The sequence below is a fragment of the Rhizobium sp. X9 genome, from assembly GCF_018873185.1.
Taxonomy (GTDB): Bacteria; Pseudomonadota; Alphaproteobacteria; order Rhizobiales; family Rhizobiaceae; genus Agrobacterium; species Agrobacterium oryzihabitans.
The window spans coordinates 619,410-645,066 of record NZ_CP071312.1; the positions used below are offsets into that span (position 1 = coordinate 619,410).

General features: G+C 60.4%; 23 protein-coding genes. 8 read left to right on the forward strand and 15 right to left on the reverse strand.

What is annotated here, in order from left to right:
* Positions 1–50 precede the first annotated feature (50 nt).
* Together JZY08_RS17770 and JZY08_RS17775 are read left to right on the forward strand one after the other, a co-directional pair.
* Positions 51–1,289, forward strand: coding sequence for an acyl-CoA dehydrogenase family protein (locus JZY08_RS17770; RefSeq protein ID WP_216332902.1), 1,239 nt, complete (start codon positions 51–53; stop codon positions 1,287–1,289).
* Between the two features lie 19 nt (positions 1,290–1,308).
* Positions 1,309–2,280, forward strand: coding sequence for a LysR substrate-binding domain-containing protein (locus JZY08_RS17775; RefSeq protein ID WP_216332905.1), 972 nt, complete (start codon positions 1,309–1,311; stop codon positions 2,278–2,280).
* A gap of 16 nt (positions 2,281–2,296) precedes the next feature.
* On the opposite strand, the gene JZY08_RS17780 is transcribed toward JZY08_RS17775, so the two are convergent.
* From JZY08_RS17780 to JZY08_RS17815, 8 genes are all read right to left on the reverse strand, one after another.
* On the reverse strand, positions 2,297–3,649 hold the full coding sequence (locus JZY08_RS17780) for an LLM class flavin-dependent oxidoreductase (protein ID WP_216332908.1): 1,353 nt from the start codon (positions 3,647–3,649) through the stop codon (positions 2,297–2,299).
* A 55-nt stretch (positions 3,650–3,704) separates the two neighbouring features.
* Complete coding sequence (locus tag JZY08_RS17785) at positions 3,705–5,300, reverse strand: ABC transporter substrate-binding protein (protein WP_216332911.1); 1,596 nt, start codon at positions 5,298–5,300, stop codon at positions 3,705–3,707.
* A gap of 41 nt (positions 5,301–5,341) precedes the next feature.
* Positions 5,342–5,680: a DUF3088 domain-containing protein gene (locus tag JZY08_RS17790; protein ID WP_026330699.1), complete on the reverse strand. Its 339-nt coding sequence runs from the start codon at positions 5,678–5,680 to the stop codon at positions 5,342–5,344.
* Positions 5,681–6,122: 442 nt separating this feature from the next.
* A complete protein-coding gene (locus tag JZY08_RS17795; RefSeq protein WP_216332913.1) occupies positions 6,123–7,712 on the reverse strand; it encodes an ABC transporter substrate-binding protein in 1,590 nt (529 codons plus the stop codon).
* Positions 7,713–7,747: 35 nt separating this feature from the next.
* On the reverse strand, positions 7,748–8,947 hold the full coding sequence (locus JZY08_RS17800) for a M20 aminoacylase family protein (RefSeq protein WP_216332915.1): 1,200 nt from the start codon (positions 8,945–8,947) through the stop codon (positions 7,748–7,750).
* Between the two features lie 93 nt (positions 8,948–9,040).
* Positions 9,041–10,210 carry an LLM class flavin-dependent oxidoreductase gene (locus JZY08_RS17805; RefSeq protein ID WP_216332916.1) on the reverse strand — a complete coding sequence of 390 codons (1,170 nt, stop codon included), beginning with the start codon at positions 10,208–10,210 and terminating at the stop codon, positions 9,041–9,043.
* Complete coding sequence (locus JZY08_RS17810) at positions 10,201–11,097, reverse strand: NmrA family NAD(P)-binding protein (protein WP_216332918.1); 897 nt, start codon at positions 11,095–11,097, stop codon at positions 10,201–10,203. The genes JZY08_RS17805 and JZY08_RS17810 overlap by 10 nt, the downstream gene beginning before the upstream one ends.
* A gap of 7 nt (positions 11,098–11,104) precedes the next feature.
* Positions 11,105–12,160 (reverse strand): ABC transporter substrate-binding protein, encoded by a 1,056-nt coding sequence (locus JZY08_RS17815; protein WP_216332921.1) that lies wholly within the window; start codon positions 12,158–12,160, stop codon positions 11,105–11,107.
* Between the two features lie 361 nt (positions 12,161–12,521).
* Here JZY08_RS17815 and JZY08_RS17820 point away from each other — a divergent pair, with 361 nt between their 5' ends.
* Positions 12,522–13,829 carry an NtaA/DmoA family FMN-dependent monooxygenase gene (locus JZY08_RS17820; protein WP_216332922.1) on the forward strand — a complete coding sequence of 436 codons (1,308 nt, stop codon included), beginning with the start codon at positions 12,522–12,524 and terminating at the stop codon, positions 13,827–13,829.
* Between the two features lie 61 nt (positions 13,830–13,890).
* On the opposite strand, the gene JZY08_RS17825 is transcribed toward JZY08_RS17820, so the two are convergent.
* Entirely contained in the window at positions 13,891–14,919 is a 1,029-nt protein-coding gene (locus JZY08_RS17825; protein WP_216332924.1) for an LLM class flavin-dependent oxidoreductase, read from the reverse strand.
* A 438-nt stretch (positions 14,920–15,357) separates the two neighbouring features.
* Here JZY08_RS17825 and JZY08_RS17830 point away from each other — a divergent pair, with 438 nt between their 5' ends.
* From JZY08_RS17830 to JZY08_RS17845, 4 genes are all read left to right on the forward strand, one after another.
* Entirely contained in the window at positions 15,358–16,506 is a 1,149-nt protein-coding gene (locus tag JZY08_RS17830; RefSeq protein WP_216332926.1) for a mandelate racemase family protein, read from the forward strand.
* Between the two features lie 3 nt (positions 16,507–16,509).
* Positions 16,510–17,139: an SGNH/GDSL hydrolase family protein gene (locus JZY08_RS17835; protein ID WP_216332928.1), complete on the forward strand. Its 630-nt coding sequence runs from the start codon at positions 16,510–16,512 to the stop codon at positions 17,137–17,139.
* Positions 17,140–17,218: 79 nt separating this feature from the next.
* Positions 17,219–18,817, forward strand: coding sequence for an ABC transporter substrate-binding protein (locus JZY08_RS17840; RefSeq protein WP_216332930.1), 1,599 nt, complete (start codon positions 17,219–17,221; stop codon positions 18,815–18,817).
* Between the two features lie 106 nt (positions 18,818–18,923).
* Positions 18,924–19,151 (forward strand): hypothetical protein, encoded by a 228-nt coding sequence (locus tag JZY08_RS17845; RefSeq protein WP_216332932.1) that lies wholly within the window; start codon positions 18,924–18,926, stop codon positions 19,149–19,151.
* 172 nt (positions 19,152–19,323) lie between these two features.
* Here JZY08_RS17845 and JZY08_RS17850 read toward each other — a convergent pair whose 3' ends face one another.
* Genes JZY08_RS17850 through JZY08_RS17865 form a run of 4 tightly spaced genes read right to left on the reverse strand, consistent with a single transcriptional unit; the run spans position 19,324 to position 22,832 of the window.
* Positions 19,324–20,082 carry an ABC transporter ATP-binding protein gene (locus tag JZY08_RS17850; RefSeq protein ID WP_020012029.1) on the reverse strand — a complete coding sequence of 253 codons (759 nt, stop codon included), beginning with the start codon at positions 20,080–20,082 and terminating at the stop codon, positions 19,324–19,326.
* Complete coding sequence (locus JZY08_RS17855; RefSeq protein ID WP_216332934.1) at positions 20,082–20,918, reverse strand: ABC transporter ATP-binding protein; 837 nt, start codon at positions 20,916–20,918, stop codon at positions 20,082–20,084. Before JZY08_RS17855 ends, JZY08_RS17850 begins: the two co-directional genes overlap by 1 nt.
* 4 nt (positions 20,919–20,922) lie before the next feature.
* Positions 20,923–21,810, reverse strand: a complete 888-nt coding sequence (locus JZY08_RS17860) for an ABC transporter permease (RefSeq protein ID WP_003500348.1) — start codon at positions 21,808–21,810, stop codon at positions 20,923–20,925.
* The gene (locus JZY08_RS17865; RefSeq protein ID WP_003500347.1) at positions 21,810–22,832 is read right to left on the reverse strand and encodes an ABC transporter permease; all 1,023 of its coding nucleotides are present in this window, start codon (positions 22,830–22,832) and stop codon (positions 21,810–21,812) included. Before JZY08_RS17865 ends, JZY08_RS17860 begins: the two co-directional genes overlap by 1 nt.
* A gap of 330 nt (positions 22,833–23,162) precedes the next feature.
* On the opposite strand from JZY08_RS17865, the gene JZY08_RS17870 reads away from it, so the two are divergent.
* On the forward strand, positions 23,163–23,798 hold the full coding sequence (locus JZY08_RS17870) for a LysE family translocator (protein ID WP_216332936.1): 636 nt from the start codon (positions 23,163–23,165) through the stop codon (positions 23,796–23,798).
* 17 nt (positions 23,799–23,815) lie between these two features.
* Here the strand turns inward: JZY08_RS17870 and JZY08_RS17875 are convergent, their stop codons facing one another.
* Both JZY08_RS17875 and JZY08_RS17880 read right to left on the reverse strand, forming a co-directional pair.
* Positions 23,816–24,547, reverse strand: a complete 732-nt coding sequence (locus JZY08_RS17875; RefSeq protein WP_003500343.1) for a FadR/GntR family transcriptional regulator — start codon at positions 24,545–24,547, stop codon at positions 23,816–23,818.
* 97 nt (positions 24,548–24,644) lie between these two features.
* Positions 24,645–25,631, reverse strand: coding sequence for a GlxA family transcriptional regulator (locus tag JZY08_RS17880; protein ID WP_216332938.1), 987 nt, complete (start codon positions 25,629–25,631; stop codon positions 24,645–24,647).
* Positions 25,632–25,657 lie beyond the last annotated feature (26 nt).

Consider the following 25,657-nt stretch of genomic DNA (forward strand, 5'->3'; position numbering starts at 1 on the left):
TGCGGCGCGACCGTGCCGCAGGTCATCACATCCGCTCAGGGAAACACGCAATGTCCAATCCTAAAATACAGACCGCAACCACCGACAATTCCGGCGTGCCGAGCCGAGACGACATTCTGGCCCGCGCCAGGGACATTGCGGCTGTCGCCGCCAGGGATGCCGCTCGCCGTGAGCGCCAGCGGGAACTTCCCTTCGAAATCTTCGGCCTGATCAAGCAGGCGAAGATCGGCACGCTGCGCATCCCCGAGGCCAAGGGCGGCCCGGGCGGGTCGATTGCCAACTATATCGAAGTGCTGATGATCCTCGGCGAAGCCGACAGCAATATTCCGCACGCACTCCGCAGCCATTTCAATTTTACCGAGAATCTCGCTCTCACACCGATCGAGCTTGAGGATCGGCGGCACCTCGAAAATGTTCTCACCGGCAAGCTCTTCGCGGGCGCCAGCACCGAACAGGGGACCAAGCGCCCCGGCGAAATCACCACGCGCCTCAGCGCCGATGGCGACCGTTATCGCCTGAACGGCCGCAAATGGTATGCGACCGGCACGGCCTTTGCCGATTTCGGCACCTTCAGCGCCATTGGCGATGACGAGCAGCCGATCGGCGTTCTCATTCCGCTTGATCGCGCCGGCATCACCATTCTCGATGACTGGGACAGCATGGGCCAGCGCATGACGGCAAGCGGCGGCGTTTTGCTCGAGAATGTCGAGGTGCTCCCGCATGAACTGACGACCCGCAAGCTCGGCAGCCAGGTCGGGCGCCACAGCTCGGCCATGCGACAGTTGCATCTCGCAGCCTCCGCCGCTGGCGCCGTTCAGGGTGCACTCAACGATGGCATCGACTATGTTCTGCGCCAGGCGCGCACTACGCTGCACAGCAGCGCGGAAACCGCCAATCAGGACCCCTTTGTGCAAAAGATGCTCGGCGAGATCAGCGCCGGTGCCTTCGCCGTCAAGACGCTGATCCGCGAGGCGGCAAGAACGCTCGACAGGACCGCCGCTGCCTTCGCCAGCGGCGACGAAGAGGCGATAGAAGCGGCTCTGCTGGAAGGCTCGCTCGCCACCGCGCGAACCCAGATCATCGCATCGCAGCTTTCGCTGACGGTCGCCACCAATCTCTACGAACTCGGTGGTGGCTCGGCGACGTCAAGCGACCGGAATTTCGACCGCCACTGGCGCAATATCCGCACGGTCTACAACCACAATCCGCTTGCCCATAAGGCGCGCGTCATCGGCGATTATTACCTCAACGGCACCACGACGCACCTCAGGGAAGGCCGGGTATTCTAGCCATGAAGGGAAAACGGCCATGAGAACGGAATTTATCCCTCCTTCGGTCGCAAGAGCGGCTTTCCGGTTGCCGACGCTTTCCCGGCTGCCGCCGCTGACGGCCCTGCGGGCATTCGTCGTCGCCGCCCGTCACGCCAGCTTCTCGCGGGCGGCGGAGGAGCTGCATGTCTCGACCGCCGCAATCGGCCAGCAGGTCCGCATTCTCGAAACCCATCTCGGGCAACCGCTCTTCAGCCGGCAGCGTGGCGAATTGGTGCTGACCGAGGCCGGCAGCACGCTTTACCCCGGCCTCGCTGACGCTTTCGAGACCATGATCGGCAGCCTTTCCGATCTCATGGTCTCCGGCGGCCGTCGGCAGGTGAAGGTTCTGGCGGAAGGCTGTTTTGCGGCGCGATGGCTGGCGCCGCGGCTGGGAAACATCGTCCCCGCCCTTGGAGACGTGGATATCTCGATCGAATCCATGGAAGGCAATGCCATAGACCTCACGCATTTCGATGCCGATTGCGCGATCGTCGCGACCCAGGGACAAATCCCCGGCTTCATTCAGGAACCGCTTTTTGCCGACACCGTCAGTGCCGTCTGCACGCCGGATTTTGCAGACCGTCATCGCCTCTACGGCGAATCTGAGCGGTTGCGGGATCTCTCTTTTGCGATGTTGCGCGGCAATGGCACGGATGCCGCCTTCGAATGGTCCAACTGGCTTCGCGCCTGCCGCATTCCGCTCAGACTTTCGGCAACCGGACCGCGTTTTTCGCGCCAGGGCGCATTGATAGAGGCAATCTTATCCGGCCACGGCATCGGCCTTGCGCGCCACTCGCTGATTTCGGATGAGCTGAAAACCGGTCGTCTGATCGCACCTTTCGGCGCACCACAGCCGACCGCCAGCAGGTATCATCTGCTGACAAGTCCTGACAGGCGGCGGCTGCCGGAAATCGCATCTCTACTCGCCTTGTTGCGCGAGGATATACGCTCTCTCGAGGCCGCCGCCTGAACACGCCCGTCCCACCTCAGGCGCGTTCCTTTTGCAACTCCTTCGTCGCATGGATGTTTTCCGGCCGGGGCAGGCCGTAATGATCGCGCAGCGTATCGCCCTCGTAATCCTCGCGGAACAGTCCGCGCTGCTTGAGGATCGGCACGACCCCGTCGACGAAGTTATCGAACCCGCCATTCAACCATGGCGGCATGATGTTGAAGCCGTCGGCCGCGCCCTCGCGGAACCAGGTCTCTATCCAGTCCGCCACCTGTTCCGGCGTTCCCGAAATCACCTTGTGGCCACGGCCGCCGGCAAGCCGGTGCAGCAATTGCCGGATCGTCGGATTTTCCCGGTCGATGACGTCGAGAACCAGCTGATGGCGGCTGCTATCCGCCTGCGCCCGTGTCGCTTCCACAGCCTCCTTGGGCAAGGGCTTGTCGAGATCGGCGGATGACAGATCAATACCGGTGATGCGCTGCAACTGCCCGAGCGAAAAGGCCGGCTGAATGAGATCGTTGAAACTCGCCTCGAGCTTTCGCGCCTCCTCTTCGGTGGAGGCGATGAAGGGGCTGATGCCCGGCAGGATTTTCACATGGGCGGGATTGCGCCCCGTGGCCGCCACGCGCCTCTTGATGTCGGAATAAAAAGACCGCGCACTCTCCAGAGTTTGATGCGCGGTAAAGATTGCCTCGGCGTAACGGGCGGCAAAGCCACGCCCTTCCTCCGAGGAACCGGCCTGCACATAGACCGGGCGACCCTGCGGCGAACGCGGCAGGTTGAGCGCACCCCGCACCCGGTAGAATTCGCCCTCATGACTGGCGGGATGAATGCGGTCAGTATCGGCAAAAAGACCGCTCTCCTTGTCGGCGACGATGGCATCGTCTTCCCAGCTGTCCCAGAGCTTCGTCACCACATCGACAAATTCAGTCGCCTGACGGTAACGGTCGGCATGTGGCGGATGCCGCTGGAGATTGAAGTTTCCGGCCGCCGCATCGGCCGAGGTCGTCACGATGTTCCAGCCCACCCGGCCGCCGCTGATGTGGTCAACAGAAGCAAACAGCCGCGCGAGATTATATGGCTCGTAATAAGTAGTGGACGCCGTCGCAATGAAGCCGATCTTTTCGGTGACGGCGGCCAGAGCCGCCAGCATGGTGATCGGCTCCAGCCGGTGGCGGGCGGCATAGCGGATATTGGCATCCAGCACCGGCGCATCGGCAAAGAAAATGGCATCCAGCTTTGCCGCCTCGGCCTTGCGGGCGATATCTTGGTAGAGCCTTATATCGGTGACGCGCAGAGGCTCCGACTCGGGGTGGCGCCAGGCTGCTTCATGGTGCCCACCCGGATAGATGAACGCATTGAGGACCAGCTTCTCGGATTTTCTGCTCATGGCGATGAACCCTTTTCAACTTTGACGCGGCTTGAAACGAGAGGTGAGGAGGCGCTTACGCCTCCTTCGTCACCCACGCTTTGGCGAGATTGCCGCTGAGCCCCTCCGCCCCCGTCGCGTAATCCGTGATGCGGACGCTGCCGACGACCGGCTGGATCGGCGAGACGAGATTGATGACGGGAAGATCCTTGGCGACGACAGCCTGAAACTCCTTGAAGAAGGCCGCGCGCTTTTCGATATCCGGCTCCACCGCCGCCGCTTCCAGCAGCCGGTCCACTTCCGGGCTGGAATAATGGCTGGCATTCGAGAACGGCAGGCCGATCTTGAAGTTCTTGCTCCAGTAGACGCGCTGCACGCCGGCCGTCGGATCGAAAGTATTGGAGAGGGATTCGACCGAAAGGTCCCAGGCGCGGTCGGTATAAACGACCTTCACATAGGTGCCGAAATCGAATTTCTGGATATCCGCCTCGATGCCGATCTTCGATAGCGCCTGTGCGATGAAATCCGAATAGGTCTGCGGATTGAACGGGTTGGTGGTGACCCGGAGCTTGAAGCGCTTGCCACCTTCCTTGCGGGGGAAGCCTGCCTCATCCAGCAGTTTTTCCGCCAGCGCGACGTCGAATTTGGCAAAGCCGATATCCGGATTGTGGAACTTCGCAAGGCCGGGGCTGATCGGCGTGGGCGATGGCACGGCATAACCGTAAAGCACGGTATCGATCAGCGCCGGAACGTCGATCGCGTGAGCGATGGCCTGCCTCACCTTCAGCTCTTTCAGATATTCGTTCTCAAGGTTGATGACGAGCTGGTTTTGCTGGCCGGCATAGGCATAGATGCGGTCATCCACCTTCAGCGTCGGGATGGATTTCAGCCGTTCCAGATCGGCAAGCGCCACCGGGTTCGGGCCAATGTCGCCCTCCCCGGTTTCCAGCGCCGCCGCGCGTGCGCCGGCATCGTTGATGAGGCGGATGATGACGCGGTCAAGATGCGGACGCGGCGCATCCCAGTAGTCGGCATTTTTTTCGAGAAGAATATGGCTGCCCGGCACCCATTCCTTCAGCACGAAGGGGCCGCTGCCGATGATCTGGGCGGGTTTTGGATTGTCGGTCGGCTTGAAGGTCTCGAAGATGTGCTTTGGCACAACAGGCGATTCCGACGAGGCGAGCGCGGTTATCAATCCCGGCGCCGGCTTGGAAAGCTTCACCTTCGCGACCAGCGGATCGGAAGTATCGACGCTTTCAACATGCGAGAAAGTCGCCCGGCCGCGCGGATGGGCTTCCTTCAGCCGCAGGATCGAGAACTCCACATCTGCCGATGTCACCGGCTTGCCGTCATGGAACTTCGCATTCGGCTGCAGATGAAAGACATATTCCAGCCCGTCGGCGGAAACGCTCCATTCTTTGGCAAGGCTCGGCTTAGGCGAAAGTTCGTAATCGTACGTCAAAAGCCCGTCATAAATCTTCGAGCCGATGAACTGCGGACCGCCCGCACTGGTATTGATTGCCACGAGCTGCGTCGGCTCGGGAAAATAGACGATCTTGAGCGTACCGCCCGAAACCGGCTCTTCAGCAGCAGCGAAAGAACCACCTGGAAGCGCCACGAAAGCGCCGGCGGCGAGTGCAATTTTATGAAACTGGCGTCTGGAAAAGGTCATGTCTGTCTCCGATAAAAATCCGATGTGCGGGGTGCGGCATCTCAGTGCAGTTGCGGGAACCCGTGACGCTCGGCGAGGATTTGCAAAATGCGTTTCGTGTCCTGAATGAAGTGCGTGTCGCCTTTGGTCGTCGCATCGGCTGGTGCATCGCCGGTAAAGACGAACAGCGGCAACGACTGGTTTTCCTCACCCACGACGGCGATGACCGCTTCGCGCGGACGCTGAAAACCGACCCGGTGGATATCGATCCCGGCGGCAAGGTCCGGAAAGGCGGCAAGCAGGCCTTCGATCTGGTTACAATGCGGGCAGACGAACCGGACACCGGGGTGCTTGGGGTCTTCAAAACCGGGGGCGATCAAAAAAAGCGTATCCTTGGCCATGGCATCCATCGTGTGCGGGTGAGATTTCATAGACACAGTGCAGGTGGGAAAAGCGTGGGTCCAGAAAGCAATTCTTGCTTTGAAACGAAGAATTCCTTCGCATTAAATTATTGAAGAAATTGAATTTTTTATAATTCCGATAGACGGCATCGCTGTTCCGACCAGACCTTGTCACAAGCAACGTTTTTCCCGAAAACGCGGCTGCTGCGCGAAGGTGCAAAAAGAATGGAGGGCGGATTTCGACAATAAAAAACCCGACGGAATGGCCGGGTTAATGTTGATGATCGCAGACCTCTCTTCCGTCATGCCGGGCTTGACCCGGCATCCAGCCACGGCGCGTCTGCGTCGTGAGGAGAGTCTTTCGCGATCAAGGACTTGATCGCGCTGGACCCCGGAACTGGTCCGGGGTGACGGAGTGTGGAGGATGCCACTTTGCCAAAGCTCACTCGCTTTTCCAGGCAGTCGACAAATCGCCATAGGCGATATCAATCGTGGTGACGAGCGACCGGAGGCTGGTGTTGCGCAGAATGACGGTCGGCAGGGCGACGATCGAGAAATTCGGCAATTCGTCGCCGGTGATTTTCTGGATGTCGTGGAACTGCCCCGCCCGTTTCGTTTCATCCACCTCGATCGCAGCGGCACGGAAAAGATCGTCCACCCTGGGATTGTTGTAGTGGGCGGCGTTGACATAGGGCGCGGGTTTCTTGATGCCGTCGGACCAATAGAGGCGCTGCACGCCTGCCGTCGGATCAAACAGCCGGCTGATGCCGTTCACCGTCAGGTCAAATCCGCGCTCCGTATAGACACGCTTGATGAAGGTGGCGAGATCGCCTTCCACAATATCCACCTTCACGCCAAGTTTGCCGAATGATGAGCGCAGATATTCAGCGGTTTTGCGGAAGACATCGGAGGGCAGGAAGGCCAGCCGCAGCGAAAAACGGGTGCCATCCGCGCCCTTCGGATACCCCGCTTTATCGAGCAGCTCGTTCGCTTTGGCCAGATCAAAGGGATAGGTGAAAGGCTTCTCGTCATTATAGGTGGTGAAGACCGCCGGAATGTTCGAACCGGCGGGTTTTGCCGTGCCGAAGAAGATGGCGTCATTGATGAAATTACGGTCAATGGCATGGGCCAGCGCGTGCCGAACCTCCTTTTTCGCGAGGATCGGGTTCTCCAGATTGAACTCGAATATGGCGGCATTGTTGAGATAGGAGTCGGTATAGACTTCCACCGAAAGCTTGGGATTTTGCCGAAGGCGCTCCAGATCGCTGTAGGAGACATCGGCGGTGTAATCTGCCTCGCCCGTTTCCACCGAGATGGTGGTGGAGGCCGCATCGGCGACGAACCGCGCCACGAAGCCATCGAGATAGGGAAGATCGGCCTGCCAGTAGTTCGGGTTCTTCCTGAGCTTTACATAGCTGCCGCGTTTCCATTCCTCGAACACGAAGGGGCCCGTGCCAACGGGCGCGTTGCCGTTCGGGCTCTCATTGTAGTTTTCCGAAGCATAGGCATGGGCCGGCAGAATGGGCGTTTCGCCGCCGGTCAACGCCCGCAGAAGATAGGGCGCGGGTTTGGACAGCACCACCACGGCCGTGAGCGGATCGGGCGTTTCGATATCGGAAACATTGGCGAAGGTGATGCGGCCGCGTGGGCCCACCTTCTTGAAGGCGAGCAGGGAAAATTTCACATCCTGCGCGGTGAAATCCTTGCCATCATGCCATTTGACGCCCTTGCGCAGCTTGAAGGTGTAGCGCAGCCCGTCAGCGGAGGTTTCCCAGCTTTCGGCGAGAACCGGATGCGGCTTGAACTCGCTGTCGAAGCGCACCAGCCCTTCGAGGATTTTGGTGGAAATGGCGCGGGTGCGGGTGTTGGAATCGGAAAGCGGCACCAGCGTCGTCGGCTCACCGAGACCCGCGAGGGTGACGATGCCACCATTTTTTGGCGTTTCCGTCGCCAGTACAGGCAGGGATGGCAGCAGCATGGCCCCGGCAAGCGCGGCACTCAAAAGCAGTGTCTTACGTCTTGTAATATCCATGGATGTTTCCTCTTGCAGGCTTGTTTTTAAAATTTTCAGGCAGGCTTCAGCCGGGTTTCCACCAGCCGGGCAAACAGAGTGGCACCGACCGGCAGAATGGCGTCGTCGACAATGAAACCGGGATTATGGGCCGGCACGGTGCCGGAATGTCCGAGGGTGAAAAACGCACCCGGTGCGTGTTTCAGGAGGTCGGCGAAATCCTCGCTGCCCATGAAACGGCTGGGCTCCGTGGAAACGCGCTCGTCTCCCAGAACCTCGCGCGCCACCCCGGCTACGATCTCCACGGACGCGTCGTCATTGGTCAGAACCGAGAATATGTCGCGAATATCCACCTCGGCGGTGAGGCCATGAGCTGCGGCAATGTGCTCGGAAATCGTGCGGATGCGGCCCCTGATGGTTTCTCGCACGCTGTCGGAGAAGGCGCGCACCGTGCCCGCGATAGAGGCCGTTTCGGGAATGACGTTATAGGCCGACCCCGCCTCGATGCGGGTGATCGACAGGACGGCGGGATCGGTCGGCGGCACATTGCGGCTGACGATCGTCTGCAGGGCCTGAATGAGTTCGCCCGTCGCCGGCACCGGATCACGCGAGACATCCGGATGGGCGGCATGCGCGCCCCTGCCCTTCAGCCGGATATCGAAGAAATCCGCTCCCGCCAGAATGGTGCCGGGCGAGACTTTCAGATGATTGGGCGCTGCATGGGAAGAATTGTGCAGCCCATAAATCTCATCGACCGGAAAATCCTTGAACAGCCCATCAGCGATCATGGCGCGTGCGCCGCCCAGACCTTCCTCGGCCGGCTGGAAAATGAAGATCACCGTGCCGGCAAAATCACGGGTTTCCGCCAGATAGCGGGCAGTGCCGAGCAATATGGTGGTGTGCACATCATGCCCGCAACCGTGGAACTTGCCGGGATAGACCGATGCATAGGGCAGCCCGGTTTCTTCCGGCATCGGCAGTGCATCCATATCGGCCCTCAGCCCGATGGAACGGTTGCCCGAGTGCCGACCGTGCAGCACGCCGACCACGCCGGTCTTGCCATAACCGCGATGCACCTCGATGCCCCAGGAGGCGAGCTTTTCGGCGACGATGCCGGAGGTGCGCGCCTCTTCGAAACCGATTTCCGGATGCTGGTGCAGATCGTGGCGGATGGAGACGAGTTCGGGAACATAGGTCCCGATCCGGTGTATGACTTTCGGCGCGGGCTTTTTGACGGGATCGACGGCAATATTCACGGTACCTCCTCAGGGCAAAAAATATCGTTCTCGCAATCTCGGCGATTGCGAAGTGCTAAGCTTCGGAACTGGAAAGCTGAGGCGGGAGAGGCGTCAGAGCCTTAGGCCAGCTTCCTTCATCAAGGGCAGAATGCGCTCAGCGAAATATTCGAGGTCTTCGCGGAAATCGTAGAAATTCAGCTGCACGCCATCGATGCCGGCCTTTTTCAGGCCGACAAGCTGCGCGACCACCTGCTCCGGCGAGCCGATGATTTCGATATTGCCGCCGAGATTGCGTCCCTGCTTATGGCGCGCATCGCCGCGGCCGCGCCAGGCATGGGCGTCGCTGTCGTAATTGTTGGTCGCAAAGGCACGGGTGCCGGGCTGCGGTTTTCCTGCCTCAATGGCGTCGGCATAGGCGATCGCCTCCCTTTCCGTGTCACGGCTGACGATGATCGGGTTGATGAGCGTCTTCACCTGCCTGCCATAGGCCTTGGCGCGGTTCTTGATGGTGGCGACATGATCGGGAAGCGTTTCCAGCGCGCTGTCGATATGCGCGCCGCCGGGCGAGGTAACGAAAACCAGATCGGAATGGCGGGCGGCGAAATCAATGCCGGCCGGTGAACCGGTCGCCGTCACCAGCGGCGGGCGGCCAAAGGCGGGCTTCGGCGTTATCCAGCCACTGTTGATGGCCCAGGGGTTCAACTTGCCCTCATAGGAAAAGTTTTCGGTTTCACCCCACAGGTGGTGAAGCACATCGAACAATTCGCCCGCCATATCGTAGCGCTTGTCATGGTCGATCCGCTGCCAGCCGAACATTTCATGCTCGACGGCGCGGTGGCCCGTGACGATGTTGATGCCCCAGCGCCCCTTGGCGATATGATCCAGCGTCGCGCCATATTTTGCTAGATGAAGCGGGTGCAGGGGGCCGTAAAGCACATGGATGGTAGAGATCAGCAGAATGCTCTTCGTGACCGCCGCCATGGCGCCCAGCGCAATGAAACTGTCGAGCGAGGATTCGCCATCATATCCGCCCTTGGGCAGCCATTGCGTGCGGCTGAAGGCGATTTCGAAACCAAGTTCCTCCGCGCGTTTCACCAGCCCCGCATTGTAGTCGAAGGTCCAGCTATTGCTGGTCGGCAGGCTGGAGAAGTTGATATCCTGCAGATTGAGGAACAGTCCCAGCATCAGCGGCTGTTTTACCGCGCGGCTGAGCGGGCTGTCTTCGAAATCAGTTGGGCCTTTCAGCTCGGGACCTTCAGGCAAAGGAACAGTCAGCGCCATGTCTTTTCTCCCTCGGAATGATCGCCCTGCGGGGTGGTCGCTGCTAGCCGGGCACGCAGATAGTCTTCCACGCTGCGGGGCAACCGGCCGGTGATCTGGTGGATGGTGTCGTTGATGGAGGCCGCGAGGCCTTCGCGGATGAGTTGGCCGAATTCGCCAATCGCCTTCTGTTCGAACACACCGATATCTGGCGGAAATGCTGTGCCGGAATTATGCGATATCCCGACGGGACGATGCAGGATACGAGCCGCGATGCGGGCGATTTCCAGCGCCGTCAAGGCTTCGCCACCGGTCAGCACGAAGGTGCTGGAAACAGGCACGCTCGCGGTCAGGGCGTGAACCGCTACATCGGCTATATCGTCGGCATCGATGAAGGAAACGGCCGCATCGCCGAGACGGGCGGGAACATCTTCCCCCTTGCGTAGTGCTGCGACAACGGGCTCCAGCGCCACCTGCATCCAGGCATTCGGCCGCAGCACCGCATGCGCAATGCCGCTCCCGGTCAGATGTTTTTCCACCTCGGCATGGGCCGCACCCGAGATGGAGCGTGCGGCATTGGCGATGGTCCAGTCGGAGCCGGAGATTTTCACGATCAGCGATACGCCGGCGGAGAGAGCGGCATCGATGACCGCATTCTGGTCCGCCGCCAGCGTTTCACCGATGGGGGAAAGCAGGAACACCGTGCCTATTCCGCGTGAGGCCTCTTTCAGACTGGCCGGATCGGAAAAGTTTCCCTCCGCGATATCCACCCTGTCGCCCCAAAGCTTGAGCGCATCCTCACGCCGGCGGGTCAGCACCCGAACCTTCGCCTCTTTCTGCAAAAGGCGGCTGACGACCCGTTGGCCGAGCTTGCCGGTTGCACCCGTTACAAGAATGGTTGCCGTCATGACGCCCTCACTTCGCCGCAGCCGGTTGCAGTGAAGAAAGGGCGCGCGGATCGGCCCAGTCGTTCACATCGAAATCGTCAGGGATGAATTTCCATTCCAGAAGGAAATCCTTGAAGTGGCTGAGCGCATCCAGCTCCGCCGGATCGAGATCGAGCCTCAGGCTTCGGTACACATCCGCCCCGTTGGCGGCGATTACCGCTTCCTCGCTGACACCGATCTCGCGGGCGATGAAACGCACCGCTTCCGCCGGATTATCATTCGCCCAGCCGGAAACCCGCTGTACCGTGGCCAAGAGGTCGGCGACGAGATCGGGCCTTTCATCGGCAAATCTGGCATCCACGGTCAAAGGACGTGGCGTGCCGTTATTGATGCGGATTTTCGGATCCGGGTGAAAGCCGGTCGACACGACGACGTGCGCGCCAATGAGATTGGCGACGGTGACGCCTTCCGCTCCTTTGACAAAAAACGCATCGATCTGCCCGCGATGCAATGCCGCGATCTCCTCCCCATAGGGCAGCCGGCGGCGCAAGCCATGGAACCTGTCGTCAGCCGGCCCGAGCAGCACTGGCTCGGTAGCGGTGAGATCGACCAGCTCGACCTCCGCGACGGAAAGGCCGGAAACGGTCAGTGCCGATACGATGCCCTTGAGCGATGTCGCGCGCTGGAAGTCGATGGTTTCGTTCGGCCGTTTCGGCAGCCCGATGCGCCGGCCCTTCAGTTCGCCGCCCTTTGTTATCCCGCTGGCCGGCAGGGCTATGACCGCCTGAAACTCGTCGGTCCTTGTCAACCCGACAAGACGCGTCTGGCGTCCGCCGGATTTTGCCCAGATAGGCGGAATATTGCCGCCTTGGCGGAAAGACCAGTCCAGACGGTGATCGAAATGACTCTGACGAATGGCCGGGTCAGCTGCATCGCGAATGGAGGAGACGGTGATGCCATGGTGGGCGAAACTTTCCTCGATCCAGCCAAGCTGCACCGCGATGGAAAGCGGCGTGGGCGCCGGGCAGCGCGTATACCAGACGGTTTCTAGGTGGGTTGCTTGGCGAAGGGCCGCATCAGCCATGGCGTTCGTCCTCTCAATTGTGATCTGGACGACACGCTACACGCCATAAAATATTTTCTATAGATAAAGTGTACCTTTTGAGAGGCCGTTGAGGAAATTCGTTTCCATATCACCGGCGCTTCACGCTTCCGACAAAATATCCTTTCGGAAATGGCATCATTTTCGGACGAAGTTCCGGCGGGGAGCGGCGCTCGACGTGGGGCGTCTCCTGGGAGCGGACAGCCATGGTGCGAAAGTTTTTCTTCTCCTGACAGCAAGGATTTTTAACTCGCGACCGGAACCCCGGCTGTTACGCTTCCCCGCAATTGCGCCGGATGTGCAAGCCGGCAATCCAACAGACCCAAAAAGAAAAAGTGGCAGCATGAGCACGAACAAACGCCGGCTCAATCTCAATGTCGGCATCAACACCACCGGATACCTCGCCAATGCCTGGAAATACAGGAGCGGAGACCGGCACGATATCAATGACATCGGCTATTACCGGCGACTGACGGAACTGGCCCACAAAGGCCGGTTCGACGCCGTGTTCCTTTCGGATCATCCAGCATTACTGACCGACCCGACAAGCCGGCCGTTTCACACCATCGATCCGCTCATCCTCTCCACATCGCTTGCCGCACAGGTGCCGGATATCGGCTTTGTGGCGACGGTGTCCTCCACCTATAATTCGCCCTATAATTTTGCGAGACGAACGCAATCCATCGATATCATCACCGGCGGCCGGTTGATCGTCAACATCGTCTCCTCCTTCAATCCCAGTGTCGCCGCCAATTTCGGCAATGACCCGCTGCCGCCGCGCAATGAGCGATATGCCAAGGCGACCGAATTTCTCGATGTCGCGAAAAAGCTCTGGGCGAGCTGGGATCCCCGCCGCGAAGGCGAGGTGCCCGAAGGCCGCTTCTGGGATGCGGCTACAGCCGAGACGATCGATCATGAGGGGCAATATTTCCATGTGAAAGGCCCGCTCAACGTGCCGCGCGGACCGCAGGGTCACCCCGTCATTGCCCAGGCCGGCGCTTCCGAAGGCGGCATTGATCTGGCGGCGCGTCACGGCGAGATCATCTATTGCAACATATTGTCCCGCCCCGCCGGCCAGGCCTTTGGCAAAAAGGTTCGCGACCGCGCCGTCTCCTTCGGCCGCGATCCCTCGGGCATCCGCATCGTTCCGGGCCTCGTCGTCATTCTCGGAGAGACGCGTGAGGAAGCGTTGCGCAAACACGAACTTTACAGCGGAACCGGCTCGGAAGACGGTCTTCTGGCACGGTTCGCCAAGGAAAACGGCATCGATCCCCGCGACTTTGACCCCGACGCGAAGCTGGATGCGGAGCGCTTCGTCCCCGACCAGAACCGGCAATGGGCAGTCGGCATGGGGCTTGGCCTTTCCGATCTGCTGAGCCATGAAAAGCTCACCGCCCGCGAGGCCGTGCGGCGCTCGGAGGGGCACCATCGGCTGCTGCTTGGCACACCGGAAGAGGTGGCGGACGGCATTATCGACCTCTGGCAGGACGGCACGGTTGACGGCTACACATTGCAGCCGCCCCGCGCCCCTGATGATATCGCCGAATTCGTCGAACAAGTCGTGCCCGTGCTTCAGGATCGTGGCGTTTACCCGCGCGAATACGAAGGCACGACTATACGCGACAGATACGGCCTGCCCCAAGCGGACTGACGCTGTTCCCGTCGTTCGCCATTCCGACGCTCGGCGCAGGAATGGCGAAATCGTGACGACGCTATTGAGCTGTCGCCACTTTCAAAACCGGCCGCCCGCCGGAAAGCTGCGGCACGACGGACGCGAAATCCGTCACGATCTGGCGATAGTCTTCTGACTGGAATTCATAGGGCAATTCCAGACGGAATTCCGAGACATGCGGCAGAACGGGATCGCGCGACAGCTTCTCCAGAATTTCACCCGTCGTCCCAACGATGTCAGGCAGAAAAAGCGTGCGGCGCGCACCATGCGGCGTATGCGTGCGCTTGTCGCGCTCGGCCGCAAATTCCGCGTAACGGCGGCGTGTCGCCGGGCTGGCGCTGTCCGTCGGCAGGATCACGCGACCGAGTGCGACGCGCGGCTGGCGCTCATGCGCCCATTCCTGCCGGAAGCGGGCAACGAGGGCCGCCTGTGCCGCCAGAAAATCATCGGTATTTTCACCGCTGACGATATTGCCGGTCAGGAGATTAAAGCCCGCCTTGCCCGCCCAGCGCGCGGAATTCTGCGATCCGCCGCCATACCACAGCCGGTCGGTCAAACCCCTGGCGAAGGGCCGAAGGCGCGGCACCTGCGCGCCCGCCGCATTGCCCGCCTCCGTTTCGCTGGACAGCGGTTCCGATCTCAAGGCCCTGGCGAGCTTCTCGGCACGGGCATGGGTGTAATCCGCATCGGGTGCCGTATCGACGTAATCCGAAATCAGATGGGCGAAGGGCGGCGCGCCCACAGAGACACCCACATTCAGCCGTCCGTGTGACAGCACATCCACGGTGGCGAGATCTTCGGCCAGCCGGAAAGGGTTCTCGTAACCAAGCTGGATGACGGCGGTGCCGAGCCCGATCCGCTTCGTGCGCTGCGACACAGCTGCGAGAAAGGTGGCAGCCGAGGACACGCCGCGTTCCAGATGGCGCTGGCGAACCCAGGCGCTGTCATAACCCAGCGCCTCCCCGGCTTCGAAAAGCTGCAGGGTTTCCTCCAGCCCCAGCGCCGGATCATCATCATGATAATTGCCGGGAACCAGAAAGGCGAAGTGGGAGATATGGGAAAGGGGCATGGCTGTAAGGTCCGGAAATGAGTGTTGAAGCTTAGCAGCGCAGATGCAGCCATCCCCGTTCCGGACAGCCGTTCAATGCGGCGCATGCCCACGCAGAATGCATGATGACAGGCACGGCTGGCACGGCATGTTCGTTTATAGTCCCGGCCTTTGTTGAAAGATCATTGCGCGATTCAATAGTCTACTAAAATCATGGATTACTGTACCCCTCCTTTGAATAGGCCGCACTCACGCCTCCAGTCAGATTTTCTTTTCCGAAGAGGCAAATATCCTTTGTTGCCCTCTCACATTGAAGAGCTGTGCGACACAGTGCGCAAATGGCCTTGATTGTCTGCACCAACATGTAATACAGATTATCATACATGTTGACAAATAACGCAGACATGTATGACATTGCAGCAGCTACAAGCGCCGCGATACCTGCATGAGGGAGGAATTATGATCATCACCGACGTCGAGGTCCGTGTTTTCCGCACAACGACCCGTCGGCACTCGGACAGTGCCGGTCACGCACATCCGGGTCCGGCGCATCAGGTGGAACAGGCCATGTTGACCATCCGCACGGAAGACGGTCAGGAAGGCTACTCCTTCACCGCGCCGGAGATCGTTCGCCCGCATGTCATCGAAAAATTCGTCAAGAAAGTGCTGATCGGCGAAGACCACCGCGACCGGGAACGTCTGTGGCAGGACCTTGCCCACTGGCAACGCGGCTCGGCGGCGCAGCTAACGGACCGCACGCTGGCGGTGGTGGATTGCGCGCTCTGGGACCTTGCCGGTCGCAGCCTCGGGCAACCTGTATACAAGTTGATCGGCGGTTATCGCGACAAGGTGCCCGCCTATGGCTCGATCATGTGCGGCGACGAGCTGGAAGGCGGCCTTGCAACCCCTGAAGATTACGGCCGGTTTGCCGAAACACTGGTGAAGCGCGGCTACAAGGGCATCAAGCTCCACACCTGGATGCCGCCCGTCAGCTGGGCGCCAGATGTGAAGATGGACCTCAAGGCCTGCGCGGCCGTGCGCGAGGCGGTCGGCCCCGATATTCGCCTGATGATCGACGCCTTTCACTGGTATTCCCGCACCGATGCGCTGACGCTCGGTCGCGGCCTTGAAAAGCTCGGCTTCGACTGGATCGAAGAGCCGATGGATGAGCAGTCGCTCTCCTCCTACAAGTGGCTTTCCGACAATCTCGATATTCCCGTCGTCGGCCCGGAAAGTGCGGCCGGCAAGCACTGGCATCGCGCGGAATGGATCAAGGCCGGCGCCTGCGATATTCTTCGCACCGGCGTCAACGATGTCGGCGGCATCACGCCGGCGCTGAAGACCATGCATCTGGCCGAAGCCTTTGGCATGGAATGCGAGGTGCATGGCAACACGGCGATGAACCTACATGTGGTCGCCGCCACCAAGAATTGCCGCTGGTATGAGCGCGGCCTCTTGCACCCCTTCCTCGAATATGATGACGGCCACGACTATCTGAAGTCGCTGTCGGACCCGATGGACCGCGACGGCTTCGTCCACGTTCCCGACCGGCCGGGCCTTGGCGAGGATATCGATTTCACCTTCATCGACAATAACCGGGTGAGGTAGGCGATGAAAACGGTGCTCGCCTTTGGAGACAGTCTCACCTGGGGCGCAGACCCGGCAACAGGTCTGAGGCACCGGCCTGAGCATCGCTGGCCGGAGGTGCTGGAAACCGAGCTTTCCGGAAAGGCGAAGGTTCATGCCGAAGGGCTCGGCGGGCGCACCACCTGTTACGACGACCATGCCGGTCCGGCCTGCCGCAACGGCGCGCGGGCGCTGGAAGTCGCGCTTTCGTGCCACATGCCGCTTGATCTCGTCATCGTCATGCTCGGCACCAACGACATCAAACCGGTGCATGGCGGTCGCGCGGAAGCCGCCGTTTCCGGCATGCGGCGGCTGGCGCAGATCGTCGAGACCTTCATCTACAAGCCGCGAGAGGCGGTGCCGAAACTTCTGATCGTCGCACCGCCGCCCTGCGTTGCAGGCCCCGGCGGAGAGCCCGCAGGCGGTCGCGATATCGAACAATCAATGCGGCTTGCGCCGCTCTACCGCAAACTCGCCGCCGAACTTGGGCATCACTTCTTCGATGCCGGATCGGTCGCCAGCGCCTCACCGGTGGATGGCGTGCATCTGGAGGCGCAGGCAACGGCCGCGATCGGCCGGGCGCTCGCCGCTCCGGTCAGGGACATTCTTGGCTGATCATGCGCAGCCTGTGGAGGAACAGGCGCGCGGATCGAAACGTGGAAAGGCCGTATGAACCGGCCGTATGGGAGGAAAAATGAGACATTTTCTTGCAACCGCCGCACTGGGCGCACTGCTGATCGGCGCCGTGCCGCTCAGCGTCTTTGCCGAAACGCCGAAGGACCAGCTCATCGTCGCCACGACCATGAGCAATATCCTGACCCTCGATCCCGCCGCCATTACCGGCCGCGAGACGGTGCAGGTTCTCAACAACGTCTATGACACGCTGGTGGTGCTTTCCCCTGAAGATCGCAGCGTCCAGCCCCGCCTTGCCGAACGCTGGGAAATTGCCGAGGACCGGAAATCGATCCGTTTCCACCTGCGCGGCGACGCCAAATTCGCCTCCGGCAACGCCGTGACGGCAAAGGACGTAGCGTGGAGCCTGAAGCGGCTGCTCGCCCGCAATCTGGCGCAATCGTCTTTCCTCAAAACGCGCGGTTTCAAGCTGGAAGAGGCCGAGAAGCTCTTCGTTGCCGAAAACGACCAGACCTTCGTGCTCAATATTCCAAAGCCCGATGATCCCAATCTGCTGCTGATGATCCTTGCACAGAATGGTCCGGGCTCGATCATCGACAGCCAGACGGCGCTTGTCAATGAAAAGGACGGCGATCTCGGCGGCGCATGGCTGACGCTGAATTCGGCAGGCTCCGGTCCCTTCAAGCTCACCCAATGGAAGTCCAACGAATATATCATCCTCACCCGCAACGATGATTATTGGGGTGAGAAGGCAAAGATGAAGCGCATCCTGATGCGCCATCTACCGGAATCGCAGTCGCAGCGGCTGATGCTGGAAAAAGGCGATATCGATGTCGCCTATTCCCTGCAGGCGCCGGACCTGAAATCGCTCGAAGCCGACAAGACCATCGCCATCGAATCCACACCCGGCTCCGGTTTTTATTACCTCAGCGTTTCGATGAAGGACGAGAAATTCGCGAACAGGAAGGTGCGCGAGGCCTTGCGTTACCTGATCGATTACGACGGCCTCGACAAGGCGGTCATGCCCTATTACGGCAAGCTGCATCAGCGCTCCCTCAGCACCGGCGTCATGGGCGCACTACCCGATCAGGGTTACAAGCTCGATATTGCAAAAGCCAAGGCGCTTCTGGCTGAAGCCGGTTATCCAAACGGTTTCAAGACGACGCTGCGCGTGCTTTCGGAAGACCCCTTCATGAAAGCGGCAACGGCAATCCAGAACACGCTGGCCCAGGCCGGCATTCAGGCCGAGTTGATCAGCGGTTCCGGCGACCAGATTTACGGCGCCATGCGTGAGCGCAACTTCGAACTGCTTCTCGGCCGCGGCGGCGGCGGCCAGCAGCCGCATCCGGACAACAACCTGCGCTCCATCGCCTATAATCCGAACAATGCGGACGACGCCAAACTGACCAACTATCAGAGCTGGCGCACGAGCTTCTTCGATGAGAAGCTGAACAAGATGATCGAGGAAGCGCTGGTTGAACGCGATGTGGCGAAACAGACGAAGCTTTATGAAGACCTGCAGGCCTATATGGACGAAATCGTCATGTCCATTCAGCCCTTCTCCGAAGTCATCGACACCGCCGCCTTCCGCAGCGACATCAAGGGCATGATTGTCAGCCCCTGGCTCTCGCGCTTTGAAGAGGTGAGCAAGGAGCGGTAAGGCATCCCACTCGCCGTCATCCTCGGGCTCGACCCGAGGAGCCATGGCTCCAACCGTCTATGGATCCTCGCCTCAAGGGCGAGGATGACGGCGGAGGGAAGCGAAGATGCCGGCGAAGAAATTTCGTTTTACGATACCGAAGGCGCGGCTAACCCCGCGCCTTTTTGCTGGTAACGAGGTTTACAAAGCCGATGCGTTCGACGAAATCGGGACATCCACACTCCGTCACCCCGGACTTGATCCGGGGTCCAGTGCGATCAAGTCCTTGATCGCGAAAGAGTGCTTTCACGGCGCAGACGCGCCGTGGCTGGATGCCGGATCAAGTCCGGCATGACGGAAGGAAGGGTTTCGTACTTCGTTAACAGGCCAAGGCGCAGTTGCCGGTCCGCCTTTCCAACTTGCCCCAAAACCGTCCAAAAAATTGCCCGGCACTGAAGGCCGGGCAAGGAAGGAGGATTTTATTATTCGTGACGCCCCGGAGGAGGACGATCACGCTTTGGGAGCTGTCACGCGCCTTCATATTCGAGCGAGGCGCCTATCAGTTCGCGCGCATAGGGATGCGTCGCGCCATTGCCGGCGATGGCTTCGCGCGGCAGGATTTCGGTGATTTCGCCGCGCAGCATCACGGCGAAGCGATCACACATGTGGTCGACCACCGCGAGATCGTGCGTCACCATGATATAGGTGAAGCCGCGTTCTTCGCGCAGGCGCTGCAGCAGGTTGAGGATTTCCGCCTGCACGGAGACATCGAGCGCCGAGGTTGGTTCGTCGAGCAGAAGCAGCGACGGCTCGAGGATCAATGCGCGCGCAATCGCCACGCGCTGCCGCTGGCCGCCGGAAAGCTGGTGCGGGAAGCGATCGAGGAACGACACGGGCAGACCAACATCCGTGATGACCTTGCGCATGCGCTCTTCGCGGTCGCCGAGCTTGTGGATCGAGAGCGATTCCCCGAGAACGGTGCGCACCGACTGGCGGGGGTGCAGCGAGCCATAGGGATCCTGAAACACCATCTGCAGGGTGCGGCATCGCTCGATCAGCGGCATGTCGCGAACCGACCTGCCATTGATGAGTATTTCGCCGCTCCAGAAATCATTCAGCATCGACACGCAGCGCAACACAGTGGATTTGCCCGAACCGCTTTCGCCGACCAGCCCGAAACACTCGCCCGGCTCGACACGAAAGGAAACCGAAGGCAGCACTTTCAGCGCCGTGTGGCCGCTGCCGAAGGTGATGGAAAGATCGCGGGTTTCAACGGAAACGGCCATTATACTTTCTCCTCCAGCCATTCGGGGCGGCGATCCAGCACCGCAAGCGGCGCGCGCGTGCCGCCGATGCGCGGCTGCGCCGCAAGCAGGCCGCGCGTATAGGGATGCTGCGCCTGATCGAGATCGCGTGCGGCAAGCGTTTCCACCACGCGTCCGGCATACATGATGAGTACCCGGTCGCAGAAATTACGCACCAGATTGAGATCGTGGCTGATCATGATCAGACCGATGCCTCTATCCCGCACGAGGCTGTCGAGAATATTCAAAACCTGCAGCCGCACCGTCACATCCAGCGCCGACGTCGGCTCGTCGGCGATGACGAGATCGGGATCGGCAAGCAGCATCATGGCGATCATGACGCGCTGGCCCATGCCGCCGGAAATCTCGTGCGGATATTGCTCGTAGACGCGTGCGGCGTCGCGGATTTTCACCGCACCGAGCATGGCGAGCGCCTTTTCCCGCGCTTCCGATTTCGATGCCTTGAAATGACGCAGATAGGTCTCCGTCACCTGATCGCCGACACGGCGGATGGGATTGAGGGAGAATTTCGGATCCTGAAGGATCATCGACATGCGCCGTCCGCGAACTTTCAGCATCTCCTTTTCACTCAGAGACAGAAGATCGAGACCGTCGAAATCAAGCCTGTCGGCGGTGATCGTCGCCGATGGCAGGAGGCGCAGCAAGGCCCTGCCGACGGTGGATTTGCCCGAGCCGCTTTCGCCGACAATGCCGAGCCGTTCCCGGCCAAGGGTGAAGGAGATGCCGCGCACGGCCTCGGTGGGCGAACCGCCATAACGGATGCGAAGATTTTCGACGTCGAGGATTGGTTTTTCCATGGCCCTATTTCCGGTTCATCTGCTTCGGATCGAGCGCATCCCGCAGGCCGTCACCCAGAAGGTTGAAGGCAAGGCTGACGGAAAGGATCGCAACGCCGGGAAAGGTGACGAGCCACCAGCTGTCGAGCATGTAGCGGCGGCCGGTGGCGATCATCGCTCCCCATTCCGGCAAGGGCGGCTGCGCGCCGAGACCGAGGAAGCCGAGCCCGGCGGCGGTCAGAATAACCGTCGCCATGTTCAGCGTCAGGCGGATGAGCACCGAAGGCAGGCACATGGGCATGATCGATTTGACAATGATACGCAACGGCGAGGCGCCCTGAAGCCTTGCGGCGGCGATGTAATCCGCCTTGCGGAAGGTCATGGCTTCGGCACGGGCAAGCCGTGCGATCGGCGGCCATGAGGTTAGCGCGATCGCTATGATCGCATTGTTGAGGCTGGGTCCGAGCGCCGCCACGAAGGCGAGCGACAGGATGAGGCTCGGGAAGGACAGGAAAATATCCGTGATGCGCATCATCACCGTATCGAACTTGCCGCCGAGATAACCCGACGCGGTGCCGACCAGAAGACCGACCGGGCCGACGATGATCGACACCAGCGAAATGATGGTGAGAGTAATGCGCGCGCCCCAGAGCAGGCGGCTGTAGATATCGCGCCCCAGCTCGTCCGTGCCGAAGAAATGACCGTTGCCGGGCGGCTGCAGCGTCTTGGCGAGATCCTGCACATAAGGATCATGCGTCGCAAGCCAGGGCGCGAAGATCGCCGCAATGACGAGAAGCAGCAGGATAGCCAGGCCGAAGGCCGATGTCGGGCTTTTCAGCAGGAAGACGATGATGTTCTTCAGTGCATTCAACGGCACGGGAAGACGCAGGGAGGTTTCAGCACGGGCCGTCATCAGCGGGTCCTCGGATCGAAAAAGCGGTAGAGAATGTCGGACAGGAGATTGAGCCCGATGAAGATGACGCCGACGATAAGCACGCAGGTCATCACGGCATTCATGTCGCCGATGATAAGATTGCTGGTGAGATATTGGCCGAAACCCGGCCAGGCGAAGACGGTCTCGATAAGAACCGCGCCTTCCAGCAGCGAGCCGTAAGCAAGCGCGATGATGGTGACGAGCTGCACGCGGATATTGCCAAAGGCATGCAGCCAAACCGTCTGTCGCTGCGACAGGCCTTTAACGCGGGCGGTCGTCACATATTCCTGGCCGAGCTGGTCCAGCATGAAGCTGCGCGTCATGCGGGTGATATAGGCCGACGATGAATAACCGAGCAGAGCGGCGGGCAGGATGAGGTGATTGATGGCCGACCAGAAGACTTCCATATCACCCGCAAGCAGGCTGTCGATCAGCAGGAAGCCGGTTCGTTCCTCCACGAGACCGATATAGAACTGGTCCATACGGCCACCGCCGCCGACAAGGCCTAGATGGGCGTAAAAAACGATCAGCGCGATCATGCCGGTCCAGAAGATCGGCATGGAATGGCCGAACAGGCTGAGCACCCGCACGAGATGGTCCTGCCAGCGGTCTTTCTTGACTGCTGCGTAAACACCCATGGGAATGCCAAGGCCGGCGCCGATCAGGATCGCGAAGGTCGCAAGCTCCATCGTCGCCGGCATGACGCGTATGATATCCTGGATGACGGGCTGGCCCGTGCGGATCGAGGTTCCAAAATCGCCGGTGAAGACATCGCCGAGATAATAGATGAATTGTTGCCAGAGCGGCCGGTCGAAGCCGAGCGCATGGTAGACCTGCTCATAGGTTTCGCGGGTCGCGTCCTCACCGACGATGGCCCGCACCGGATCGGCCGGCATCAGTCGGCCGATAAAAAAGGTCAGCAGCAGCAATCCGAGCAGCGTGACCGCAATACTTCCGATCTGGCCGGATAGGCCATACAGCGAAAGGCGTCTTTTTGGCATGGTTCCTCCCTTGCCAGAAGTCGATTGTACAAAAGAACAAAGGCACAATCCTGTCTGACAACTATTCGCAAGTTGTCACAGGTGTTGAAAACTGTCAAGCATATGTCGGTGAAATTGGTGCTGCGGGAGAGCTAGGAAGATTACGGAACCGGACACAACGCTGCCTTTCGAGGCCGAAGTTTCTTCTGAAATCCAGCCCTCTTTGCCTTGCCGCAAAAGAACCCACACACATTGCCGCAATTGCAAAAGCCTGTATTCTTTCGCTTCGAAATGCCTGCGGAGATGCCGGTCCGATACCTGCCATCTCCTACCCCAAGGGAGAGGAAGAAAATGGCGGAAATGACACTTCTGGCATTTGCGATAGTCGCCTTTATCGGCATTGCCACGCCCGACCCTACCGTTTTGCTGGCGCTTGCGAATGGCTCACGCTTCGGCGTCCGCCGCGCCTTGACCGGCATGGCCGGCGCCGTTCTCTCCGATTTCGTCCTCATCGGCGCGGTTGCGCTGGGATTGGGAGCATTGCTCGCCGCTTCGGAATTCTGGTTCGGCGTCGTCAAATGGGTCGGCGCTTGTTATCTTGCCTTCCTCGGCGTCATGCTGTTGCGCTCCAGGGGCTCGCTCGATGGCGCTCTTCAATCGGCAGACACTGTCGGGGCCACTTACGCCCGCTCGATTTTCCTCAAAAGCTTCCTTGTGGCCGTGACCAACCCCAAGGGATATTTGTTCTTTTCGGCATTCTTGCCGCAATTCATCGATCCGGCAGCCCCGCAAATCCAGCAATATGCGGTGCTTGCGCTGGTTATCGCCGCCATCGATTTCATCGTGATGTTCGGGTATGCCCTGCTTGGCTCGCAGGCTGTCAGACTTTTGCGGAAATCAGGGGCGCTATGGCTCGACCGAATTTGCGGCGGCGCGCTTTTGACGCTTGCCGCCTCCTTGGCCTTCTATCGACGGGCGAGCGCGTAACCTATTGACAAAGCGGGTTATTCAGCAGCGGTGCGGGAACGCAGAAGCACCTTGTAGCGTTCAAGACTGCCGCGCAGATGCGCTGCCATATATTGGCGGGCGGCATCAGCATCACCCTCGATGATGGCGTCGACGATCCTCGCATGCTCCTCCTGGAGGTGAAGATTGTAGTCCTTCGGGCGCGACCCGGGCGCTGCCCCCTGCAATTCGCCACGCGGAATGATGCCGGAGCGGATGAGTTGAAGAAACTCGGGAAACCGCCGGTTCTGCGTCGCCTGTGCAATGGCCAGATGGAACTCGAAGTCGGCGTCCCGCGTCGGCAGTCCGGCCGCGAGACAGTCGCCGACACGCCGATGCGCATCGACGATGGCTTCAACCTGCACGGCGGAACGGCGCGATGCCGCAAGCCCGGCCGATTCAACCTCAAAAACGGTGCGCAGTTCCAGCAGTTCGATTACCGAGGAGATCCGCCCCACGGCGAGATCGTTGAAAGGCACTTCCTTGGCCGGTTTCGCCTCAATGGCAAACACGCCTGCCCCCTTGCGGGCCTCAACAAGACCATCGGCGCGCAGAATGGCGATGGCCTCACGCACCACCGTCCGGCTGACGGAATATTCCCGCGTCAGCGCGCTTTCGCTCGGAAGCCGGTCACCGGGACGGAACACGCCTTCTGACAAATCCCGCCGCAATGCGGAGCTGATTTTCGCCGCGAGCGATACTCCCGGCTTCGTGCTGCTCTCAACGTCCATTCCGGCCCACCTGTTTTAAACTTGTCTGGCATGTTAGCAAACACCCGCCACATTGCAAGGGCCGGCCATCGCCGCCGCCGGAGCCGCGGGATTGTCCTCAGGCAGCCGCCATGGCCGAACTGCTGGAAAAACGGCTTCGATATTCCCCCGGAGAAAGGCCGAGAATACGGTGAAACACGCGACGGAAGGCGGCCGCATCCTCATAACCCACCGACCAGGCGATCTGGTCGACCGAACGACGGGTGAACTCCAGCAGTTCCCGCGCCTTGCCGACACGAAGATGCTGAACATATTCGATTGGCTTCATGCCGGTGGCGGACTTGAAGCGGCGCAGGAAGGTTCGCTCCTCCAGTCCGGCATGGCCGGCCATATCTGCAACGCTTGTCGCCCGCCCCGCGCGCGCCTGCAACCAGTGCTGCACCTTTAATATCATCTCGTCGCCATGCGTCAGCCTTGGTGCGAAACTGCTGTAATGTCGCTGCTCCCGTCCGGAAGGATCGATCAGCAGGAATTTGCCGGTCTCGATCATCACCGAAGGTCCAAGCAGGCGATCAACGATACGCAGGCCAAGATCGGTCCATGCCATCAGCCCGCCTGCCGTGATGATATCGCCGTCCTCGATGACGATCTTGTCTATCTCCAGACGCACATCGGGAAAGCGCTCGCGAAACCGTTCGGCAAACAGCCAGTGGGTGGTGGCGGGGCGGCCGGACAGGAGACCGGTCGCAGCGATGATGAAGGAGCCGCCGCAACTGGCAGCCAGTGTCGCCCCCTGCGCGTGGCGGTCCAGCAGCCAGCGGGCATAGGGCGCGGCCTCCTCGATTTCGGCAGGCCCGGTCAGCCGACCGGGTACGACGAAGATATCGGGATGCCCCGGCCTGCCCGGCTCGGTGTCATGACAGCGCGAAAATTCACCGCCCTCACTTATGCTCCAGTGGCTGACACGCAATTTCGGTCCGCCGCGATCCTCTGAAAAAACCGATGCGATGGCGAAAAGATCGGTGATGCCGTGCACCATCGCAATCTGACAGTCCCGATAGAGGACCAGACCGACTTCCAGCGCGCTTCCCGTTACACCCGCCATGCCCCGCACCCCCGTTTTGTCAGTTT

Excerpts from the sequence above, each read along its gene's own strand:
- JZY08_RS17775 (WP_216332905.1), top strand. The coding sequence starts at position 1,309 with ATGAGAACGGAATTTATCCCTCCTTCGGTCGCAAGAGCGGCTTTCCGG.
- JZY08_RS17835 (WP_216332928.1), top strand. The coding sequence starts at position 16,510 with ATGAAAACGGTGCTCGCCTTTGGAGACAGTCTCACCTGGGGCGCAGAC.
- JZY08_RS17805 (WP_216332916.1), bottom strand. The coding sequence starts at position 10,210 with ATGGCGCTGACTGTTCCTTTGCCTGAAGGTCCCGAGCTGAAAGGCCCA.
- JZY08_RS17865 (WP_003500347.1), bottom strand. The coding sequence starts at position 22,832 with ATGCCAAAAAGACGCCTTTCGCTGTATGGCCTATCCGGCCAGATCGGA.
- JZY08_RS17860 (WP_003500348.1), bottom strand. The coding sequence starts at position 21,810 with ATGACGGCCCGTGCTGAAACCTCCCTGCGTCTTCCCGTGCCGTTGAAT.
- JZY08_RS17870 (WP_216332936.1), top strand. The coding sequence starts at position 23,163 with ATGGCGGAAATGACACTTCTGGCATTTGCGATAGTCGCCTTTATCGGC.
- JZY08_RS17875 (WP_003500343.1), bottom strand. The coding sequence starts at position 24,547 with ATGGACGTTGAGAGCAGCACGAAGCCGGGAGTATCGCTCGCGGCGAAA.
- JZY08_RS17785 (WP_216332911.1), bottom strand. The coding sequence starts at position 5,300 with ATGACCTTTTCCAGACGCCAGTTTCATAAAATTGCACTCGCCGCCGGC.
- JZY08_RS17845 (WP_216332932.1), top strand. The coding sequence starts at position 18,924 with ATGCCGGCGAAGAAATTTCGTTTTACGATACCGAAGGCGCGGCTAACC.
- JZY08_RS17795 (WP_216332913.1), bottom strand. The coding sequence starts at position 7,712 with ATGGATATTACAAGACGTAAGACACTGCTTTTGAGTGCCGCGCTTGCC.
- JZY08_RS17790 (WP_026330699.1), bottom strand. The coding sequence starts at position 5,680 with ATGGCCAAGGATACGCTTTTTTTGATCGCCCCCGGTTTTGAAGACCCC.
- JZY08_RS17880 (WP_216332938.1), bottom strand. The coding sequence starts at position 25,631 with ATGGCGGGTGTAACGGGAAGCGCGCTGGAAGTCGGTCTGGTCCTCTAT.
- JZY08_RS17770 (WP_216332902.1), top strand. The coding sequence starts at position 51 with ATGTCCAATCCTAAAATACAGACCGCAACCACCGACAATTCCGGCGTG.
- JZY08_RS17820 (WP_216332922.1), top strand. The coding sequence starts at position 12,522 with ATGAGCACGAACAAACGCCGGCTCAATCTCAATGTCGGCATCAACACC.
- JZY08_RS17815 (WP_216332921.1), bottom strand. The coding sequence starts at position 12,160 with ATGGCTGATGCGGCCCTTCGCCAAGCAACCCACCTAGAAACCGTCTGG.
- JZY08_RS17830 (WP_216332926.1), top strand. The coding sequence starts at position 15,358 with ATGATCATCACCGACGTCGAGGTCCGTGTTTTCCGCACAACGACCCGT.
- JZY08_RS17780 (WP_216332908.1), bottom strand. The coding sequence starts at position 3,649 with ATGAGCAGAAAATCCGAGAAGCTGGTCCTCAATGCGTTCATCTATCCG.
- JZY08_RS17850 (WP_020012029.1), bottom strand. The coding sequence starts at position 20,082 with ATGGCCGTTTCCGTTGAAACCCGCGATCTTTCCATCACCTTCGGCAGC.
- JZY08_RS17855 (WP_216332934.1), bottom strand. The coding sequence starts at position 20,918 with ATGGAAAAACCAATCCTCGACGTCGAAAATCTTCGCATCCGTTATGGC.
- JZY08_RS17840 (WP_216332930.1), top strand. The coding sequence starts at position 17,219 with ATGAGACATTTTCTTGCAACCGCCGCACTGGGCGCACTGCTGATCGGC.
- JZY08_RS17810 (WP_216332918.1), bottom strand. The coding sequence starts at position 11,097 with ATGACGGCAACCATTCTTGTAACGGGTGCAACCGGCAAGCTCGGCCAA.
- JZY08_RS17825 (WP_216332924.1), bottom strand. The coding sequence starts at position 14,919 with ATGCCCCTTTCCCATATCTCCCACTTCGCCTTTCTGGTTCCCGGCAAT.